Origin of the sequence: Sphingobium sp. LMC3-1-1.1, assembly GCF_040676285.1 — a bacterium.
Lineage (GTDB): Bacteria > Pseudomonadota > Alphaproteobacteria > Sphingomonadales > Sphingomonadaceae > Sphingobium.
This window is the reverse complement of sequence record NZ_JBEGHQ010000045.1, coordinates 139,167-155,708: the sequence shown is the minus strand read 5'-3', so window position 1 is coordinate 155,708 and position 16,542 is coordinate 139,167. Positions and strand designations below refer to the sequence as shown.

Annotated in this window: 18 protein-coding genes; 5 read left to right on the top strand and 13 right to left on the bottom strand. The window is 65.3% G+C overall.

What is annotated here, in order from left to right; translation table 11 throughout:
• The first annotated feature begins 41 nt into the window (after positions 1-41).
• Positions 42-1,286 carry a TIGR04063 family PEP-CTERM/XrtA system glycosyltransferase gene (locus tag MRBLMC3_RS18250; protein ID WP_363831087.1) on the top strand — a complete coding sequence of 415 codons (1,245 nt, stop codon included), beginning with the start codon at positions 42-44 and terminating at the stop codon, positions 1,284-1,286.
• A gap of 4 nt (positions 1,287-1,290) precedes the next feature.
• Complete coding sequence (locus tag MRBLMC3_RS18245; RefSeq protein ID WP_363831085.1) at positions 1,291-2,151, top strand: hypothetical protein; 861 nt, start codon at positions 1,291-1,293, stop codon at positions 2,149-2,151.
• 112 nt (positions 2,152-2,263) lie between these two features.
• On the opposite strand, the gene MRBLMC3_RS18240 is transcribed toward MRBLMC3_RS18245, so the two are convergent.
• The gene (locus tag MRBLMC3_RS18240; protein ID WP_363831238.1) at positions 2,264-2,626 is read right to left on the bottom strand and encodes a hypothetical protein; all 363 of its coding nucleotides are present in this window, start codon (positions 2,624-2,626) and stop codon (positions 2,264-2,266) included.
• A gap of 5 nt (positions 2,627-2,631) precedes the next feature.
• The gene (locus MRBLMC3_RS18235) at positions 2,632-2,817 is read right to left on the bottom strand and encodes a hypothetical protein (RefSeq protein ID WP_133653459.1); all 186 of its coding nucleotides are present in this window, start codon (positions 2,815-2,817) and stop codon (positions 2,632-2,634) included.
• A gap of 114 nt (positions 2,818-2,931) precedes the next feature.
• Here MRBLMC3_RS18235 and MRBLMC3_RS18230 point away from each other — a divergent pair, with 114 nt between their 5' ends.
• Both MRBLMC3_RS18230 and MRBLMC3_RS18225 read left to right on the top strand, forming a co-directional pair.
• Complete coding sequence (locus tag MRBLMC3_RS18230; protein ID WP_363831082.1) at positions 2,932-3,603, top strand: S24 family peptidase; 672 nt, start codon at positions 2,932-2,934, stop codon at positions 3,601-3,603.
• Positions 3,604-3,626: 23 nt separating this feature from the next.
• Positions 3,627-4,544, top strand: coding sequence for an XdhC family protein (locus MRBLMC3_RS18225; protein WP_363738938.1), 918 nt, complete (start codon positions 3,627-3,629; stop codon positions 4,542-4,544).
• A 71-nt stretch (positions 4,545-4,615) separates the two neighbouring features.
• On the opposite strand, the gene MRBLMC3_RS18220 is transcribed toward MRBLMC3_RS18225, so the two are convergent.
• Both MRBLMC3_RS18220 and MRBLMC3_RS18215 read right to left on the bottom strand, forming a co-directional pair.
• Complete coding sequence (locus tag MRBLMC3_RS18220; protein WP_363831079.1) at positions 4,616-4,801, bottom strand: YbdD/YjiX family protein; 186 nt, start codon at positions 4,799-4,801, stop codon at positions 4,616-4,618.
• Positions 4,798-6,846 (bottom strand): carbon starvation CstA family protein, encoded by a 2,049-nt coding sequence (locus MRBLMC3_RS18215; RefSeq protein WP_363831076.1) that lies wholly within the window; start codon positions 6,844-6,846, stop codon positions 4,798-4,800. Before MRBLMC3_RS18215 ends, MRBLMC3_RS18220 begins: the two co-directional genes overlap by 4 nt.
• A gap of 232 nt (positions 6,847-7,078) precedes the next feature.
• On the opposite strand from MRBLMC3_RS18215, the gene MRBLMC3_RS18210 reads away from it, so the two are divergent.
• The gene (locus MRBLMC3_RS18210) at positions 7,079-7,633 is read left to right on the top strand and encodes a 2'-5' RNA ligase family protein (protein WP_363739308.1); all 555 of its coding nucleotides are present in this window, start codon (positions 7,079-7,081) and stop codon (positions 7,631-7,633) included.
• A gap of 33 nt (positions 7,634-7,666) precedes the next feature.
• Here the strand turns inward: MRBLMC3_RS18210 and MRBLMC3_RS18205 are convergent, their stop codons facing one another.
• From MRBLMC3_RS18205 to MRBLMC3_RS18165, 9 genes are all read right to left on the bottom strand, one after another.
• On the bottom strand, positions 7,667-8,089 hold the full coding sequence (locus tag MRBLMC3_RS18205; RefSeq protein WP_363739310.1) for a GFA family protein: 423 nt from the start codon (positions 8,087-8,089) through the stop codon (positions 7,667-7,669).
• Positions 8,090-8,099: 10 nt separating this feature from the next.
• Positions 8,100-8,747 (bottom strand): ribosome biogenesis GTP-binding protein YihA/YsxC, encoded by a 648-nt coding sequence (gene yihA, locus MRBLMC3_RS18200; protein ID WP_363831073.1) that lies wholly within the window; start codon positions 8,745-8,747, stop codon positions 8,100-8,102.
• Positions 8,748-8,757: 10 nt separating this feature from the next.
• Positions 8,758-10,461, bottom strand: coding sequence for a membrane protein insertase YidC (gene yidC / locus MRBLMC3_RS18195; RefSeq protein WP_363831071.1), 1,704 nt, complete (start codon positions 10,459-10,461; stop codon positions 8,758-8,760).
• A 35-nt stretch (positions 10,462-10,496) separates the two neighbouring features.
• Positions 10,497-10,709 (bottom strand): membrane protein insertion efficiency factor YidD, encoded by a 213-nt coding sequence (gene yidD, locus MRBLMC3_RS18190; protein WP_133653450.1) that lies wholly within the window; start codon positions 10,707-10,709, stop codon positions 10,497-10,499.
• Positions 10,706-11,125, bottom strand: coding sequence for a ribonuclease P protein component (gene rnpA, locus MRBLMC3_RS18185; protein ID WP_363739317.1), 420 nt, complete (start codon positions 11,123-11,125; stop codon positions 10,706-10,708). The genes yidD and rnpA overlap by 4 nt, the downstream gene beginning before the upstream one ends.
• 32 nt (positions 11,126-11,157) lie before the next feature.
• Complete coding sequence (gene rpmH, locus MRBLMC3_RS18180) at positions 11,158-11,292, bottom strand: 50S ribosomal protein L34 (protein ID WP_007683189.1); 135 nt, start codon at positions 11,290-11,292, stop codon at positions 11,158-11,160.
• Positions 11,293-11,493: 201 nt separating this feature from the next.
• Positions 11,494-12,264 (bottom strand): DsbA family protein, encoded by a 771-nt coding sequence (locus MRBLMC3_RS18175; RefSeq protein ID WP_363739319.1) that lies wholly within the window; start codon positions 12,262-12,264, stop codon positions 11,494-11,496.
• Positions 12,261-13,613: a M48 family metalloprotease gene (locus tag MRBLMC3_RS18170; protein WP_363831068.1), complete on the bottom strand. Its 1,353-nt coding sequence runs from the start codon at positions 13,611-13,613 to the stop codon at positions 12,261-12,263. Before MRBLMC3_RS18170 ends, MRBLMC3_RS18175 begins: the two co-directional genes overlap by 4 nt.
• Before the next feature lie 263 nt (positions 13,614-13,876).
• Entirely contained in the window at positions 13,877-16,537 is a 2,661-nt protein-coding gene (locus MRBLMC3_RS18165) for an Rne/Rng family ribonuclease (protein WP_363831065.1), read from the bottom strand.
• Between the last annotated feature and the right edge of the window lie 5 nt (positions 16,538-16,542).

Sequence of the window (16,542 nt, the reverse complement as noted above, 5' to 3'; positions counted from 1 at the left end):
GTTGACGGCCCGTTAAACCTTTTCCGGCAAGACTCAGGGCCATGACACGGATTCTGCCAGATCCCCGGATTCTTCATGTGCTGGACCACAGCCTGCCCATGCACAGTGGATATACCTTCCGCACCCGCGCGATCCTGCGGGCGCAACAGGCAAAGGGGTGGGAGGTGCGCGGCATCACCGGCCATCGCCACGCCGCGCCGGGTCCGCTGGAGGAGATGGTTGACGGCCTGCATTTCCATCGCACGCCGGGCGAATCGACCGGCGCCCATGCGCTGCTGCGCGAATGGCGCGATATTTCCGCCCATGCCGACGCCATCGATGCGCTGGTGCGCCAGTGGCGGCCCGACATCATCCACGCCCATTCGCCGGTGCTGAACGCTATCGCCGCGCAGAAGGTGGCGAAGCGGCACAATATCCCCATGATCTACGAAATCCGCGCCTTCTGGGAGGATGCGGCGGTGGGCAACGGCACCGGGACGGAGGGCAGCCCCCGCTACTGGCTGACCCGGCAACTGGAAACCCATGCCGTCCGCACCGCCGATGCGGTCGCGGTGATCTGCGAAGGGCTGCGCGGCGATCTGGTGGCGCGGGGCATCGATGCCGCCAAGATCATCGTCTCGCCCAATGGGGTCGACATGGACCAGTTCGGCACGCCCGTCCCCCGCGATCCCGCGCTGACCGCGAAACTGGGGCTGGATGGCGCCGACGTCGTCGGTTTCATCGGCAGCTTCTACGATTATGAGGGGCTGGACGATCTCATCGCCGCGCTGCCGAAACTGGTGCGCGCCCGTCCGAAGGCGAAGCTGCTGCTGGTCGGCGGCGGGCCGCGTGAACAGGCGCTGCGCGACCAGGCCATGGCCTCTCCCTTTGCCGACCATATCGTCTTCGTCGGACGCGTGCCGCACGATCAGGTCGAGGATTATTATGCGCAGGTCGATATCCTCGCCTATCCGCGCAAATCGATGCGCCTTACCGATCTGGTGACGCCGCTGAAGCCGCTGGAGGCCATGGCGCAGGGCCGGCTGGTCGCCGCGTCCAGCGTCGGCGGCCATCGCGAACTGATCGAACATGGCGTCACCGGCACGCTGTTCGCGCCCGACGATCCGCCAGCCCTTGCCGCCGCGCTGGCCGGGATGTTCGCGGATCGCGGCTTCTGGGACGAACGGCGTGCGGTGGCGCGCGCCTTCGTGGAGCGGGAGCGTAACTGGTCGTCAAACATTCTTCGCTACGAACCTGTCTACCGGCAATTGCTGACGCGCCCGGAGCGGGTGCGGGCGGCGGCGTGAAGAAATGAGCGGGCGCAAGAGCAATTGGGCAAAGGCGCTGCTGGCCGCTCTGGGCGCCGGGCTGCTCCTCTTCTCCTTGCCGGTCGGGCTGGTCGAGACGGTCGTGGCATCGAGCGGCCTCAGCGAAGCCATACCGGCCGCCGCGCCGCCACTGGGGCCGAAGGCCCGGCTGCTGTTCGCGGGATTTGGCGCCGTCATGGTCCTGGGTCTGGCCTGGGCGGGGCAAAGGGAAAGGCGCGTCGCTCTGCTGACGCATGACAAGCAAGGGCGCGAAAGCGGCGCCGCAGGAGTGAGTGAAATGGGTTTTGCATTGTCGAAGCTGAACTGGCTGTCCCGCGGCCGGAGCAAAACGGGTCCGGCGCTGCGCCGGAGCGACTCGCATCCCGACGCGCCGGCACGTGCGCCGATCTTCGCCAGCCGCGACTTTGGCGGCCTCGACATCTTTACCCGCACCGCGCCGCCAGCCGAGGAGGAGGCGCAGGCCGCCCCGTCCGGCGGTCTCGCCATTTCCGGCGCGCCGGAGAAGATGACGGAGGAAACGGCCTTCGCGCGCCTTCAACAGGCATTTTCGCCGGAAAGCAGCGCCGAAACCGGCCGGGAAGCCGTCGATGCCGATCCTGCGGAGATGGCGCAGCCCGCGCGGGCGAGACCCGCTCCCATCGCGCATCTTTCGCTGGCGGAACTGACCCAGCGGCTGGAGCAGGGCCTTGCCCAGCGCAAGCGCATGGGCCGGCCCGTCTCCGTCCTGGCCGACATGCCGGTGGAAACTGCCGTTCCGGTGCGCGACGAGGTCGAACAGGGCGTGGACGAAGCCCTGCGCGCCGCTCTGGGGACTTTGCGCACCATGACTGGCCGCGCCCGGTAAATCGGCAGGCGAGGATGCGCTGAAGGGCAACCCCTCGCTCCAGATCCCTTGTTTTCCTCGATTTGCTGACCAGCGATCGGTTGCGATCGCCTGGCCATCGCCCTGATGACGCTCACCAATCTTCTATGGTGAGCGCCGACAATTCCATCCGCTCGCCATCCGGCGCCGGATGACGGCTGTCGATGCGGATGTCCGCGACGAAGTGGCCGGACAGCATCCACTCCGCCTCCTCGATTCCCTCGGCAAAGGCCGCACTCCGCTCTGCCGCGTCAGGCCCGGCCAGGGTCAGCGCGATGATGTGGCGCCGCCCCTGGAACAGCGCGCTGGCCCATGGACGGCTGGCGGCGCGCTCCACCAGGACCGTTCCTCCCGCCCGCTCGATCAGCTGCGTCATCAGACGGGGCAGGGGATCGCGCGCGCTCATGGTCGGCATGCCGTCCCGCACGCGATCGATGGCGCTTTTCCGGATGTCCATGCTTGTCATTGCCCCGCGCTCCTGCGATAGTTGTTCATGAAATGTTCCACACGTCTCCTCATTCTGTCCCCCGGCTCGCGACCCTTGCGCAGGTCGAAGACCAGCCGCGGATCGCGAACGCTCTCGCGGCCGAACCTGGTGGCCGGGACGCCGTTCTCCCGCAGGAACTTCTCGACGGCACGAAGCAGCATTCCCCTATTACTCCTTTGCTTTAGCGACTCGCCCGATGCGATCCGCAGGTTTATTCCTATCTCTTACCCTATTTCCTACTTGTCTAGGAAAAATCCTAGATGTAGAAGGAAAGCATGACAGGGCATCAGGAAGATCCGCGAATCGTGCTGGAACGGCTGATTGCCGAGCGGGGGGAGAGCTATTCCGACATCTCGCGCCTGCTGAACCGCAATCCCGCCTATATTCAGCAGTTCATCAAACGGGGCACGCCGCGAAAGCTGGATGAGGAGGACAGGCGCCTGTTGGCCCGCTATTTCGGCGTGGCGGATGAGATGCTGGGCGGATCGGCCCCGCTTGGAACATCGCCGGCCAAGCTTCGCTCCCTGCCTTCGGTGGTCAGCGTGCCGCGTCTGTCGCTGGGTGCTTCGGCCGGGCCGGGATCGCTGGACGAGGATGAGCGGGCGGCCGGCCTGATGGCCTTCGACGCCAACTGGCTCCGCCATCTGGGTGTCCGGCCGAAAAAAATATCCATCATCCGCGTCGACGGCGAATCCATGGCGCCGACGCTCAGCGACGGCGATGAGATCATGGTCAATCATGACGATGATGCAGGTCGATTGCGCGATGGCGTCTATGTGCTGCGGCTTGACGGGGTGCTGATGGTGAAGCGGGTGGCCCTGGGGCCCCGCCGGGGCTTTTTCTCCGTGCTCAGCGACAACCCCCATTATCCCGACTGGATCGACATCGATCCGGCGCTGGTGATGATCGTCGGTCGGGTGGTATGGACCGGCAGACGATTGGTTTAGGCGACTGGTTAGGAGGCAGGCTTTTGAACGACAATGGCGCGGTCATCCGCAAGGCCATGGAATGGCGCGGCGCCCGGCTGGGGCTGGCGACGGTTGTATCGACCTGGGGCTCCGCACCCCGGCCGCGCGGCAGCCATATGATAGTGCATGAGGATGGCCGGTTCGAAGGCAGCATCTCCGGCGGATGCGTCGAGGCCGACGTGCTCCAGCGCGCCGCGGAGGTGATTGCGGGCCGACCGGCGCATTTGGAGAGCTATGGCGTGGCGGATGGCGACGCCTGGGCGGTCGGCCTGCCCTGTGGCGGGGAAATCAGCGTGCTGGTCCAGCCGCTTGGCCCGGACGGCTTCGACCCCGCATTGCTGGATCGGATCGCGGCGGAGAGCGGGCAGGGCAGGGCGCTCACCTTGTCGACCGATCTGGCGACCGGCCTGACCCGCGAAGGAGTGGTAGAGGGGCAGTTTCACAACCGCTACGATCCCCCGCGCCGCATATTCATCGTGGGCGCGGTTCAGATCGCCCAGTCGCTCAGCGCGCTGGCGCAGGCGATCGGCGTCACGCCGGTGATCATCGATCCGCGGGGCCGCTTCCTGACGTCGGAGCGCTTCCCCGGAGTCGAACTGGACGACCGCTGGCCGGACGAAGCGGTCGCGGCCCGCTTTCCCGGCGAATCCACCGCAATCGTGACGCTCAGCCACGACATAAAGATTGACGACCCGGCTCTGGTCGCCGCCCTGCGGGCGCCCACCGGCTATATCGCTGCCCTCGGATCGCGCAAAAGCCATGCCGCGCGGTTGGAGCGGCTGGCCGCACTGGGTTTCGCTGCAGAAGAGCTGGCGCGGATAGACGGTCCCGCCGGCCTCGACATTGGCGCGATAGGCGCGGCCGAAATCGCCCTTTCCATCGCGGCCGGCATGGTCGCCGGCTTCAACGCCAGGCGCTGATCCGATCCTGCCCAATCGGATCGCCGCTCTGGATCCCTTGTTTTCCACGATTTCTGGGCCAGCGATCCGTCCTAGCAGCACTTCCCCCCGTTTTTGCCGCCATAGCGCGCCTCCTGCCGCTCCCGGAAAAAGGCGGTGCGGTTCATCGGCGTCCGATCGGGATGATGCGCGCGCATATGCCGCAAATAGGCGTCATAATCGGGCACCCCGACCATCATGCGCGCCATCTGACGCAGCCGGTGGAGGAAGAGGCTCATTCCGCCGGCACCAGTTGCGCCGGGATTTCCCGCGCTGTGGACCCCGCCACCTTCCGCGCCGCGAGACAGGTGCGAATGGTGAAGACCAGCACCGCCAGCACCACGAACAGGAAGATCGCGACCAGCGCCGCGTCGATCCGGTCGTTGAAGATGATCTGCCGCATCTCCGCCATCGACTTGGCCGGCGCCAGCACTTCGCCCCGGCCGGCCGCGCCGCTGAATCTGGCCGCATGCGCCAGGAAACCGACCTTCGCATCAGCGGAAAACAGCTTCAGTACACCGGCCGACAGGGTGCAGACCAGCAACCAGGCCGTCGGCACCAGCGTCACCCAGGCGTAGCGGTCCCGCTTCATCCGGAACAGCACCGCCGTCCCCAGCATCAGCGCGATGGCCGCCAGCATCTGGTTGGAAATGCCGAACACCGGCCAGAGCGTGTTCACCCCGCCCAGCGGATCGGTCACCCCCTGATGGAGGAAGAAGCCCCAGGCGGCGACGGTCAGCGCCGTCGCGACGATCCCCGGCACCATGCTCCTGCTGTCCTTGAAGCCCGGCACCACCAGCGCGATCAGGTCCTGCAGCATGAAGCGTCCGGCGCGCGTCCCCGCATCGACGGCGGTCAGGATGAACAGCGCCTCGAACAAGATCGCGAAATGATACCAGAAGGCCTTCATCGCCGGCCCGCCCACGACATGGGAGAAGATCTCCGCCATCGCCACCGCCAGCGTCGGCGCCCCGCCCGCGCGGGAGATGATGCTGTGCTCGCCCACATCCTTCGCGGTCTGCAGGATCAGTTCGGGCGAGATGGGGAAACCCATGGCCGTCACCGCCGCCGCGGCGCTCGCCGCATCCTTGCCGATGACCGCCGCCGGGCTGTTCATCGTGAAATAGATGCCCGGATCGAGGATCGACGCGCCCACCAGCGCCATGATGGCGACGAACGCCTCCATCAGCATCGCGCCATAACCGATCATCGGCGCATCGGCTTCGCTCGCGATCAGCTTGGGCGTGGTGCCGCTGGAGATGAGGGCGTGGAAGCCCGATACCGCCCCGCAGGCGATGGTGATGAACAGGAAGGGGAACAGACCGCCCGACCAGACCGGCCCGTTGCCGCTGACGAACGCGGTTACGGCATGCATTTTGAGGGGCGGCGCCATGATGACGATGCCGATCGCCAGCGCGGCTATCGCGCCGATCTTGAGGAAGGTCGACAGATAATCGCGCGGCGCCAGCAACAGCCACACCGGCAGCACCGAAGCCACCGCACCATAGCCGATCAATATCCAGCAAAGCTGCACCGGCGTGAAGGTGAAGACCGGACCCCAGACCGGCGAAGCGGCGATGCTCTGCCCATAGACGATGGCGGCCAGCAGCCCGACCAGCCCCATCAGCGACACTTCCCCGATGCGGCCGGGCCTGATCCAGCGCGTATAGGCGCCCATCGCCATCGCCAGCGGCACTGTCGCGGCGACGGTGAACATGCCCCAGGGGCTTTCCGCCAGCGCCTTCACCACGATCAGCGCCAGCACGGCCAGGATGATGACCATGATCATGAAGGCGCCGAACAGGGCGATGGTGCCCGCCACCTGGCCCATTTCCATGCGGATCAGCTCGCCCAGCGACTTCCCGTCGCGGCGCATGGAGATGAAGAGGACCATGAAGTCCTGCACCGCGCCCGCCAACACCACGCCCGCGATGATCCAGAGCGTGCCGGGGAGATAGCCCATCTGCGCCGCCAGCACGGGTCCCACCAGAGGCCCCGCGCCCGCGATGGCGGCGAAATGATGACCGAACAGCACCGTCCGGTCCGTCGCGACATAGTCCAGCCCATCGGCGCGACGGATCGCCGGCGTGGGCCGTGACGGGTCCAGCCGCATCACGTTCTGCGCGATATACAGCGCATAATAGCGGTAGGCGACGAGGAAACTGCAGGCGGCCGCCACCACGATCCACAAGGCGTTGACCGCTTCACCGCGTGATACCGCCACCACGGACAGCGACGCCGCGCCGACCATCGCCATCACTATCCAGGGTATGTGCCGGGTCATCGCTCTCTGATTGCCTGTTCGTTGGAAATCCGCACAGTAGGGCCACAGCCCTCAAAGACAATCATGTTGTCGGAGGTCGGCATCTTGTCGGGAGGCCAGCCTGCCGCTCCGCCCGCCTGCCGCGCGTGTGATGATCCGGCGGCGCGGACAGGCGCGGCTTCAGCGGATTCGCCTTCGGCATGAAAAGAACATATCATGAACATACGCCACCGAGTCGCATGGAGCAGATTGCATGGAAAGCCGCCCCACCCAGACCCTGTTCCGCCTGTTCTTCGCGCTGAAGCCGACAGCGCTGATCGCCCGCCAGACGGATCATTTCGCCGAAAGCATCGCTGGGGAAGCCCGGCGGGTCGCCGTGGATCATCAGCATGTGACGCTGGCGATCACCTGCGATCATGTCGATTATCCCTATGCCGTGATCAAGGCGCTGATGCGCGCCGGGACGGGCGTGATGGCGGAGCCGTTCGACCTGCGCCTGGACAGGCTCAGCATCGGCGGCCGGTCCGGCGCCTTGCGTCCATCCCGTCATGTCCCGTTGCTCGACGCGCTGCAGAAACAGATCGCGGCAGGGATGAAGGGGGCAGGGGTGATGCTGCGCCCCGGCTGGAGCTTCAGCCCGCACCAGACGCTCTTCTACCGCGACGGTCCACCGGAACAGCGTCGGGTGGAGGGCTTTGGCTGGCATGTCGACCGCTTCATGCTGATATGCAGCCATGTCGGGCGCACCCACCATGAAACCCTTGCCACCTGGACTTTGAAGGGGAGCGGACAGTACAGCCTTTTCTGACGAGCTGCAGCTTCAGCGCGGAAGCCCTTTGGATCAGTCGGAACCTGCGTCCTGGCCAATGATCCGTGGTGCCCGCACATAGCCGAAATCGCCCGTCCCCGACCAGGACCGCCCGTCGGGATAGCGCAGTTCGATGCCGGCAATGTCACGTTCGTCGGCCAGGCGCATATTGACGCCCATCATGCTGTTGCCGAACCGGGAAACCGCGCTGGCGGACAGGGTGAAATGGGTGGTCGATCCGCATCGCCCGCAAAACTGGATTTCCGCTGCCGGATCGTCCTTGTCCTCGCGGCAATAGCTGTGCGTGACACCCTCCACCTGCACCTCGTCAGGGTGAAGATAGGCCCAATGCGCACCGGACTTGCGGCACAGCGTGCAGTTGCAGGCGTTGATGAACTCCGGACGCTTCTCGATCGTCAGGCTGATCTGGCCGCAGAGGCAGGTGATCTTCACCATGGGCCCGTTCTTACCCCTGCGTCACGCTTTCCAGCACGGCCGCGCGCAATTCGGGCAAGCCCATGCCCTTTTCGCTCGACGTCGCGATGATGTCCGGATGCGCGGCTGGCCGTTTGCGGATCGCCTCGGACACGGCCTGCTTCACTTCCGCCAGATGGCTGGCCTTCACCTTGTCGGCCTTGGTCAGGACGATGCGATAGCTGACCGCCGCAGCGTCCAGCATGTCGAGGATATCGGTGTCGACATCCTTGATCCCGTGGCGGCTGTCGATCAGCACCAGCGTCCGTTTCAGCTTCGCGCGACCCCGCAGATAGTCGTTCACCAGGAAACGCCATTTGCGCACCATGTCCTTGGGCGCCTTGGCATAGCCATAGCCCGGCATGTCGACCAGCCGGAAGCGCAGCGGGTCGCCGACGTCGAAGAAGTTCAGCTCCTGCGTCCGCCCCGGCGTGTTGGACGTGCGCGCAAGACCGTTGCGGTTCGTCAGCGCGTTCAGCAGCGATGACTTGCCGACATTGGACCGGCCCGCAAATGCCACCTCATTCACCGCCATGTCGGGCAGGAATTTGAGGTCCGGCGCGGATTTGAGGAAGGCGATGGGGCCTGCAAAGACCTTGCGCGCTTCCTCGATCAACTCAGGCTGTTCCTGTTCGCTCAAATCGCCGGCCTTATTTCGCGGTCGCCGCGCTGAGTTGCGGGTGACGCTTGTAAAGCCACCATTGCTGCAACATCGACAGGCAGTTGTTGGTAATCCAGTAGACCAGCAGGCCCGCTGCGAAGGGCGCCATGATGAACATCATCATCCACGGCATGATCGCGAACACCTGCTGTTGCATCGGGTCCATCTGTGCCGGGTTCAGCTTGAACTGGAAATACATGCTGATGCCGAGCAGCAGCGCCAGCACACCGATGCCCAGGAAGGCCGGCGGGGTGAAGGGCAACAGACCGAACAGGTTGACGATATGCAGCGGGTCGGGCGCGGAAAGATCCTTGATCCACAGCACGAAGGGCTGGTGGCGCATTTCGATGGTGAGTTGCAACACCTTGTAGAGTGCGAAGAAGATCGGGATCTGGATGAAGATCGGCAGACAGCCGGCGAGCGGGTTCACCTTCTCGCGCTTGTAGAGCTCCATCATCTCCTGCTGCAGCTTGGGCTTGTCCTCCTTGTACTTCTCCTGCAGCGCCTTCATCTTCGGCTGCACCGCGCGCATCGCTGCCATGCTGGCGAACTGGCGCTGGGCGACAGGGAACATCAGGCCGCGCACCACGAATGTCAGGCAGATGATCGCCACGCCGAAATTGCCGATCACCGTGAACAGCCAGTGCAGCAGCGCGAAGATCGGCTGTTCGAACCAGTAGAACCAGCCCCAGTCGATCGCCCGGTCGAACAGCGGAATGCCCGCCCGTTCATAGGCCTGGAGCGTCTTCACTTCCTTGGCGCCGACGAACAGCCGGTTGGTCTGCGTCATTGCCTTGCCCGGCGCGACCATGACGGGCGCCAAGGCGGCGTCGGTCTGATATTGCGTGCCGTCGCCCTTGCGCATCTGGCCCGTGAAGGCGGCCTTCTGGTCCGGCACCAGCGCGGAAAGCCAATATTTGTCGGTAAAGCCGATCCAGCCGCCCGTCGACTGGAAGCTCTGCACCGCCGGACCCTTGGCCAGATCCTTGTAATTCACGTCATAATTGGCCGCGCCGTTGAAGACGCCCATCGGCCCGACATGGATCGTCCAGGTGTCGGGATCGGCCGAAGGATGCGCCCGGCTGACATAGCCATAGCTTTTGACCCCCACCGCCCCGGCGCCGCTGTTCGACACCTTCTGCTGCGCGGTGATCATGTAATTTTCGTCGATGGAGTAGCGGATTTCGAAGGTCTGCCCGACGCCGTTGCTCCACGTCAGCGTGACGGGGCTGGTCGGCGTCAGTTCCTTGGCCGTCGTGGTCCACACCGTACTGCCGTCCGGCGTCTTCACCCCTTCGCCCTGCCAGCCAAAGCCCGCAAAATAGGCATCCTTGGTGCCGCTGGGGCTGTAGAGGCGGATCGCGGGCGAATCCTTCGCGATCGTTTCCTTGTAGGTCGGCAGCACGATATCATCGATGCGCGCGCCTTTAAGGTTGATCGATCCGGTGATCTTGGGCGTGCGGATGGGCACGCGCGGACTGTCCTTCAGCACCAGGGCCAGATCACGGACCGCCGCGGCGCCCTCTGCTGCGGGGGCCGTGCCGGACGGGGTGAGCGGCGTGGTCTTGCCGCCCTCTATCCTGGTGGCCGGCGGATTGGCGGCAGGGAAGAAATGTTTGGCGACATAGGGCCAGCCGAACAGGATCGCCGCGGTCAGCAGCACCGCCAGGATGATATTCTTCTTGTCGTCCACGCTTGTCGGCTCCGCCGTGTCTCAAAAATTCACTGTCAGGGGACGGGATCGTATCCCGAACCGCCCCATGGGTGGCATCGCATTAGCCGCTTCGTGGCCAGCCAGCTACCCTTCACCGCACCATATTTGCCGATCGCCTGAATCGCATATTCGGAACAGGAGGGCGCATAGCGGCAGGAAGGCGGCAAGATGCGCGACGGACCCCATTGCCAGAAGCGCGCGACCAGGATGAGAAGGCCCCCGATCACGGCTTTTCCCGTCGATGTTCTTGCTTCGGTGCCCCGTCGCTTCCGGGAGCGGGCCGTGGAGTTTTCCGGCGGGAGGGACGATGCGCCTCACCCACCGGCCGCGACATCACCTTGCCCAGCGCCTTTTCCAGCTCCTGTCGAAGCAGGGCGAAGTCGCGCTCTATACCTTCGGCGCGCCCGATCAGCACATGATCCGCCCCGGCCATGCCAAGCGCTGGCAGCAGTTCGCGCGCCAGAACGCGAAAGCGGCGCTTCATCCGGTTGCGGATGACAGCGCCGCCAATCTTTTTCGTGACCGTGATGCCGTAACGCATCGCCGGATCGCCGTCGCCACGTTCGCGCACCAGCAGGACAAAGCCCGGCATGGGCGCACGCCGTCCGCGATTCGCCGCCAGAAAATCGGCGCGCTTGCCCATGACGGCAGGCGCGCGATCAAGCGGCGCGTCGTTCAGGCGCTCAGGCTCTTGCGGCCGCGGGCACGACGAGCGCGCAGCACGTTGCGGCCGCCGGGGGTCGCCATGCGAGCGCGGAAACCGTGACGGCGCTTCCGAACCAGATTGCTCGGCTGATAGGTGCGCTTCATCGTTCATTCCTCAAAAACTAAAAGAATCGGGCGTGACAAAAAAGGGCCGCTGGTGGGCGGCCGCATGTCAGGGGGCGTCCGATAGGCAAAAGGGACCGGCGAGTCAATGGCGGAGGAGAGAGGCAGCGCGCTTTTCGCTTTGCATGGAGCAGGAGAATCGGCTGACCCGGCGCATTCCCGAATCCAGCCGAAATCCAGCGACTATTTCTCCCGCGCAGTCGTCACCGCAGCCTTCAGCGCATCATAGCCCACGGCGCCGTTCAGCACCTGGCCCCCGATCACGAAGGTGGGCGTGCCGCTCGCCTGCAGCTTCTGCGCAAGTCCGATATTGGACTGGATCTCCGCATCATATCGGCCCCCCGTTATCGCCCCCTGCGCCGCCTTCGCGTCAATCCCGACCTTTGCCGCGGCCGCCATGATCGTCTCGCGCGTCACCTTGCCCGCGGCATAGAGCGCGCGATGGAAGGGCATATACTGGTTCTTCTCTGCCGCCAGCAGCGACACCTTCGCCGCGTCGATACTCTCGTCGGACAGGATCGGCAGTTCGCGATAGACGATCTTCACCCTCTTGTCCTCGCCCACCAGCCTGGCGAGATCGGGCAGCGACGCCCGGCAGTAACCGCAGGCATAGTCGAAAAACTCGACCACGGTCACATCGCCATCGGCGGCACCCTCCCACGCGCCGGCATAGGGGGTTTCGATCGTCTTGCGGCTGGCGTCGATCATGCCCGACATCCGCTTCGCCTGCAGCTTCTCGACCGCCTGCGGAATGATCTCTGGATGTTCCATGATATAGTCATGCACGATCTGTTCGATCGCGGCCTTGTCACCGGCATCGACGCGGCCCGTGCTCTGGGTGCCGAGCGCCGCGCCCGTCGCGGTGGCGGCGATGAAGGCGAAAACGCCAAGGGTCATCATGATGGTCCTGTTGGAAAGCGCCGCGCGAAAGCTGGGCCGGCTCTGGTCTGTCATCGTTTCTTTCGCTTCTGTTCGACGGCTGCGCGGGAAACCATGGCGATATCCTGCGCCCGCAGATAGTCAACCGTGCCCGGCTTCAATCCCTGCATCGCGGCGTCGGCGCTGCGCAGCGCCATCTGGTCATTGCCTATCATCGAATAGCGCTCCGCCGTAGCCAGCGCGGCGCGCGGCAAGTCGCCGCGATGTTCATAGACCACGCCCAACTGGTACCAGGCGAAGGGGTTTTCGCGATCGCGCGCAATCGCGTTGCGCAGCACCGTTTCCGCCTCCGCGAAATTGGCGTCATTCTCCGTAGCGATCAGCGCATGGCCCAGCAACGTGGCGATCAGCGGCTGGTTGGTCAGCCGCACCGCCTCGCGCAGGGGCGGGATGGCGTCGGCGGGCTTGCCGCTTTCCAGCAGCACCTGCCCTTTAAGCTCCAGGAAATAGGGATCATGCGGCGCGGCGGCCAGCAGGGCGTCGACCTCGCTGAGCGCCTTGTCCGGATAGGCGCTCTTGTGCCAGGCATAGGCGCGGGCATAATGGGCCGGGATCGACTGGTCGCTTTCGGGATATTTGAGCAGGGTCTGGTTGGGTTCCGAAACGAAGCCCACCAGCTTTGCCTTGATCCGTTCGAACCGGGCCTCCAGCTTCGGGTCCACCGGCTTGTCCCAGGCGGGATCGACCGTATAGACTTCCCGCAGCACATTGATGCGCTCGCCGGAAAGCGGGTGGGTGCGGCCATAGCTGTCGTCCTGCGGAATGGCGAGCCGATATTCCTGGTTCTGCAGCTTCTTGAAGAATTCCAGGCTGCCCTTGCCCGAAATCCCCGCCTTGCTGAGATAGCGCGCGCCCGCAAGGTCTGCGGAGCTCTCCTGCGCCCGCGAAAAGGCCAGGAACTTGCCCATCGCCGCCTGCTGCCCCAGGCCAAGGATACCCATGCCCGCTTCCGCGCCGCCCGCCGCGATCGCCGCCGCACCCAGGACCAGGCTCAGCAGGGTGATGCCGGTGGCCTCCTTCATCCCCTCGCCATAACGGATGACATGGCCGCCCTCGATATGGCCGAGTTCATGCGCGACCACGCCCTGCACCTGGTTCACATTGTCGGCGGCGGCGATCAGCCCGCTATGCACCCAGACATATTGGCCGCCCGCAACGAACGCGTTGATATTGGGATCGTTGATGACCAGCACCTGGACGTTGCGCGGCTCCATGCCCGCCGCCTTCACCAGCGGCGCGGACATGTCCGCCATGAAGGCCTCGGTCTCCGCGTCGCGCAGGATCTGCTGCGCCGCGGCCGGACGCGACAACAGGGCAATCGATGCGGCTGCAATGGCCGCGAAACGAAGCCAGCGCATGGTCATGCCATGACGGCTCGGCATTTTTGGGCGGGGCAGGGCAGGGAAAGGGGGCTCCATCGCTGAGGGTCAATGCCTTGAACGGGCTGAACGGGTGCTGAAAGCGATTATGTAGCCTATTAAGCGGCAGGTCCAATAGCGGCTTTGGGGTGGAGAATGGCCACAATCTCTCTCTCCCGGCACCGTTTAATCCTCAACCGAAAAGGAAAACGCCGCCGTCCGGCCGCCCTGGGGCGGCAAGACAGCGGCGTCTTTCATCCTGTGTCGGCTTATTGGCCGAAGGTGCGCTGCCACCAGCCGCGGCGCGGGCCGCCCTCGTCGCCCTCGCCCGTCGCGTCCGCTTCTCCGTCCATGGTGACCGTATCGCCGGTTTCGGGCGAAGCAGCCTCGGCGGGCGTGTCGGCCGAAGGCGCGGCCTCAGCGGCAGCGACTTCCTCGACCACCGGATCGGCCTTCTTCCGCCGCGTGCGCTTGGGCTTGGCCGGAGCCGCGTCGGCGGCCGGCGCTTCCGGCGCAGCTTCAGCGGCTGCGGCTTCCTCCGCTACCGGCTCAGCCTTCTTGCGACGGGTCCGCTTGGGCTTGGCCGGCGCCTCTTCAGCAACGGGTGCTTCCGGTGCCGCCTCGACGGGCGTTTCCGCAGCGGCTTCGACCGCCTCGGCGGCGGGGGCGGCGCTTTCCTTCGCCTTGCGGGCACGGGGGCGACGCCGGGTCTTGGGTGCCTCTTCCTCGGCAGCCGCCTCTGGCGCGGCTTCCGCCACAGGCTCCTGGGCGATTTCGGCTTCGACGGCTTCGACCGCTTCCTCGCCGGCAACAGAGCCTTCGCTCACGGCGTCCTCACCGGCCTCGCGACGACGGCGCCCACCCCGGCGACCGCGACGGCCGCGGCGACGGCCCTCGCCTTCCGCTTCGGCGGCGGCGTCAGCCGAAACAGTCTCGGCCTCCCCTTCGGTCTCGCCTTCCTCTTCGGCGTCGTCGGCCTCTTCACCGGTCTCGCCCTGGGTTTCGGATTCGGCGCGATTTTCGTCGCGCTGCCCACCGCGCCGACGACGGCGGCGACGGCGGCGTCGGCCGCCTTCACGGTCCTCGCCCCGCTCGGCGCGTTCCTCCTGCGCGGCTTCGACCTCTTCGATCTCTTCCTCGTCCAGTTCCTCGACGACGTCGAGATCGTCATCCTCCTCCACGATCGGCGTATAGTCGACCACCCGCTCCGGACGCGGCCCGCTGGCCTCGACCGACATGCGCGCGCCCTCGACCTCGCCATCGGGCAGGATGGCGATGCGCACGCCATAGCGCTGCTCGATCTCGTCCAGCTCGTGGCGCTTGTTGTTGAGGACGTAGAAGGCCGCTTCCTGGCTCGCGCGCAGCGTGATCAGGTTGCCGCGACCACGCGCCGCCTCCTCTTCCAGCATGCGCAGCGCGGAAAGGCCCGCCGACGAAGCGGTGCGGACCAGCCCCGTGCCCTCGCAATGCGGGCACTGGCGCGTGGAGGCTTCAAGGACGCCGGTGCGCAGCCGCTGGCGGCTCATTTCCATGAGGCCAAAGCCGGAAATACGGCCGACCTGGATGCGGGCGCGATCGTCCTTCAGCGCCTCCTTCATCGCCTTCTCGACCTTGCGGATGTTGGAGTTCATCTCCATGTCGATGAAGTCGATGACGACCAGACCCGCCATGTCGCGCAGGCGGAGCTGACGCGCGATCTCGCGGGCGGCTTCCAGATTGGTGGCGACCGCGGTCTGCTCGATGCCATGCTCGCGGGTCGAACGGCCGGAGTTGATGTCGATCGACACCAGTGCCTCGGTCGGGTTGATGACCAGATAGCCGCCGGACTTGAGCTGAACGACGGGATTGTACATCGCCGCGAGCTGATCCTCGACGCTGGCGCGCTGGAACAGCGACACGGCATCGGCATATTGCTTCACCCGGCGCGCATGGCTGGGCATCAGCAGTTTCATGAAGTCCTTGGCCGCCTTATAGCCATATTCGCCCTCGACGATGACCTCTTCGATATCCTTGTTGTAGATATCGCGGATCGCCCGCTTGATGAGGTCGCTGTCATTATGGATCAGCGCGGGCGCGTCGGACTTCAGCGTCTTTTCGCGGATTTCGTCCCACAGCCGGGCGAGATAGTCGAAGTCGCGCTTGATCTCCGGCTTGGTGCGCTGCAGGCCGGCGGTGCGAACGATGCAGCCCATGGTCGAGGGCAGCGCCATTTCCGCGATGATCGACTTCAACCGCTTGCGGTCGGCGGCGTTGGAAATCTTGCGCGAAATCCCGCCGCCATGCGACGTGTTCGGCATCAGCACGCAGTAACGGCCCGCCAGCGACAAATAGGTGGTCAGCGCCGCGCCCTTGTTGCCGCGCTCCTCCTTGACGACCTGCACCAGCAGCACCTGGCGGCGCTTGATGACGTCCTGGATCTTGTAGCGGCGGCGCAGCGCCATGCGCTTGCGGCGCAGTTCGTCGGCGGCTTCGTCGCCCTTGCCGCGGCGGCCACGGCCACCCTTGTCATTCTCGGGCGCTTCCTCACCATGCTCCTCATCGTCGTGATGATGGGTCGCCTCGACCACTTCCAGGCCCCCATCGGCGGCCGGATGATCGTCGTCATCGTCGAAATCGGCACGCAGCGCGGCCTCTTCCTCGGCATGCTCGCGCTCCTCGCGCAGCAGCGCTTCGCGGTCCTCGCGGGGGATCTGATAATAGTCGGGATGGATTTCACTGAAGGCCAGGAAGCCGTGGCGGTTGCCGCCATAATCGACGAACGCCGCCTGCAGCGACGGCTCTACGCGCGTGACCTTGGCGAGGTAGATATTGCCCTTGAGCTGCTTGTGCTCGGCCGATTCGAAATCGAACTCCTCGATCCGGTTACCTTTGACGACCGCGACCCGGGTTTCTTCCCGGTGGCGCGCATCGATCAGCATACGCATTGTCATTCATT

Coding starts and splice junctions, on each gene's coding strand:
- MRBLMC3_RS18250 (WP_363831087.1), top strand. CDS start 42: ATGACACGGATTCTGCCAGATCCCCGGATTCTTCATGTGCTGGACCAC.
- MRBLMC3_RS18245 (WP_363831085.1), top strand. CDS start 1,291: ATGAGCGGGCGCAAGAGCAATTGGGCAAAGGCGCTGCTGGCCGCTCTG.
- MRBLMC3_RS18240 (WP_363831238.1), bottom strand. CDS start 2,626: ATGGACATCCGGAAAAGCGCCATCGATCGCGTGCGGGACGGCATGCCG.
- MRBLMC3_RS18235 (WP_133653459.1), bottom strand. CDS start 2,817: ATGCTGCTTCGTGCCGTCGAGAAGTTCCTGCGGGAGAACGGCGTCCCG.
- MRBLMC3_RS18230 (WP_363831082.1), top strand. CDS start 2,932: ATGACAGGGCATCAGGAAGATCCGCGAATCGTGCTGGAACGGCTGATT.
- MRBLMC3_RS18220 (WP_363831079.1), bottom strand. CDS start 4,801: ATGAGCCTCTTCCTCCACCGGCTGCGTCAGATGGCGCGCATGATGGTC.
- MRBLMC3_RS18215 (WP_363831076.1), bottom strand. CDS start 6,846: ATGACCCGGCACATACCCTGGATAGTGATGGCGATGGTCGGCGCGGCG.
- MRBLMC3_RS18210 (WP_363739308.1), top strand. CDS start 7,079: ATGGAAAGCCGCCCCACCCAGACCCTGTTCCGCCTGTTCTTCGCGCTG.
- MRBLMC3_RS18205 (WP_363739310.1), bottom strand. CDS start 8,089: ATGGTGAAGATCACCTGCCTCTGCGGCCAGATCAGCCTGACGATCGAG.
- rnpA (WP_363739317.1), bottom strand. CDS start 11,125: ATGGGCAAGCGCGCCGATTTTCTGGCGGCGAATCGCGGACGGCGTGCG.
- rpmH (WP_007683189.1), bottom strand. CDS start 11,292: ATGAAGCGCACCTATCAGCCGAGCAATCTGGTTCGGAAGCGCCGTCAC.
- MRBLMC3_RS18175 (WP_363739319.1), bottom strand. CDS start 12,264: ATGACAGACCAGAGCCGGCCCAGCTTTCGCGCGGCGCTTTCCAACAGG.
- MRBLMC3_RS18170 (WP_363831068.1), bottom strand. CDS start 13,613: ATGACCATGCGCTGGCTTCGTTTCGCGGCCATTGCAGCCGCATCGATT.
- MRBLMC3_RS18165 (WP_363831065.1), bottom strand. CDS start 16,537: ATGACAATGCGTATGCTGATCGATGCGCGCCACCGGGAAGAAACCCGG.